We start from the raw sequence: 1,640 nt of genomic DNA, 5'->3' as shown, positions 1-1,640 counted from the left end.
TCCGTATCGTGTGCATACTGATATCCCTTGCCGTAGTCAAGATCCTTCATGAGCCTCGTCGGTGCATTCCGAATCACAAGCGGCACAGGCTCTGCAAGCATGGTACGCGCGTCTGCTGCGGCGGCAAGATACGCCGTCTCCATCGCATTCGATTTCGGCGCAAGCGAGAGGTAGATGACAGCCTCCGTCAGATGGACGTTGCACTCGGGAAAACCGATGTAGTGGCACGCCTGATATGCCGCGACAGCGATCTCGAGCGCCCTTGGATCGGCAAGCCCCACGTCCTCTGCGGCAAAGCGCGTCACGCGCCGTGCGACGTAGAGCGGGTCCTCCCCTGCCTCGAGCATGCGTGCAAGCCAGTAGACCGCCGCATCGGGGTCGGAGTTCCGCATGGACTTGTGCAGGGCGGAGATGAGGTTGTAATGTTCCTCCCCACTCTTATCGTAGAGCAGGGATTTCCGCGAGATGCACTGTGCGAGGTTCTCCTCGGTCACATAGATCTCGCCGTCCCGCTCATCCGCGTTCAACACGAGCATCTCAAGCGTCGAGAGCGCACTCCGCGCATCGCCGTTTGCAAAGGCGGCAACTGCCGCAAGGCCTTCCTCGGAGAGGTGTACGTGCAGATCGCGCAGCCCGCGCTCGGCGGAGAGTGCATGACGGAGGAGGCGCGCGATGTCATCCGTCGTCAGACCTTGCAGGACAAAGACGCGGCAGCGTGACAGGAGAGCGCTGTTGATCTCGAACGAGGGATTCTCCGTCGTCGCCCCGATGAGGACGATGCTCCCCTTCTCCACAAACGGCAGAAAGGCGTCCTGCTGCGCCTTGTTGAAGCGGTGAATCTCATCGACAAAGACGATGATGCGCTCCCCGTAGATGCGGCGGCGCTCCGCCTCCTGCATGACCGTGCGGATGTCCTTGATCCCGCTCGTCACCGCAGAGAAGTTGATGAACTTCGCCTGTGTCCGCGCGGCGATGATCTGAGCGAGCGTCGTCTTGCCGACGCCGGGCGGCCCCCAGAAGATCATGGAGGTAATATGGTCGCTCTCGATGAGGCGGCGCAGTATTTTCCCCTTGCCGAGGAGGTGTTCCTGCCCGACGAATTCTTCGAGTGTCTGCGGGCGCAGACGCTCGGCAAGCGGTTGGTATGCGGCGCGCTCAAAGAGACCGCCCTGCCCATCCATGCTGATGCTCACCTCCCATGTGCAGATTATGTCACAATGGATTATCTCATAAAATGCAAACTTAGGCAATAGAAAAAACGGCTTGGAAAGATTCCAAACCGTTCTTTTGATGACAAAGCATATTACAGAATAAAGCGCGATACATCGTGATCGCCCGCAATGTCGGCGAGGCAGCGATCCACGTAGGCGCTGTCGATGACGACATCCTTTTCCGTGAGATCGGGCGCCTCAAAGGACAGATCCTCGAGCAGCTTTTCAAGGAGTGTGTAGAGGCGGCGCGCCCCGATGTCCTCCGTCTGCTCGTTGACCGTCTCCGCCAGCTCCGCAATGCGGCCGATGGCATCGTCCTGAAAGGTCAGAGATACGCCCTCGACGCCGAGCAGTGCGCGATACTGCTTGATGAGCGCGTTCTTCGGCTCCGTGAGGATGCGCTCAAAGTCCTCCTTGACGAGCGACTTG

The 1,640-nt window shown here is 59.4% G+C and carries 1 protein-coding gene and 1 pseudogene; both read right to left on the bottom strand.

Annotation, left to right across the window (positions count from 1 at the left end):
• On the bottom strand, nucleotides 1–1,181 hold a 1,181-nt coding region (locus AXF19_RS10555; RefSeq protein WP_066848571.1), incomplete at its 3' end, for a replication-associated recombination protein A.
• A 122-nt stretch (nucleotides 1,182–1,303) separates the two neighbouring features.
• Nucleotides 1,304–1,640 (bottom strand): annotated as a pseudogene (locus tag AXF19_RS15545) (HslU--HslV peptidase ATPase subunit); the annotation flags it as partial.

The sequence above is a fragment of the Selenomonas sp. oral taxon 126 genome, assembly GCF_001683335.1.
GTDB lineage: Bacteria > Bacillota > Negativicutes > Selenomonadales > Selenomonadaceae > Centipeda.
The sequence above is the reverse complement of the archived record's forward strand: the minus strand, read 5'-3'. Positions and strand labels throughout refer to the sequence as shown.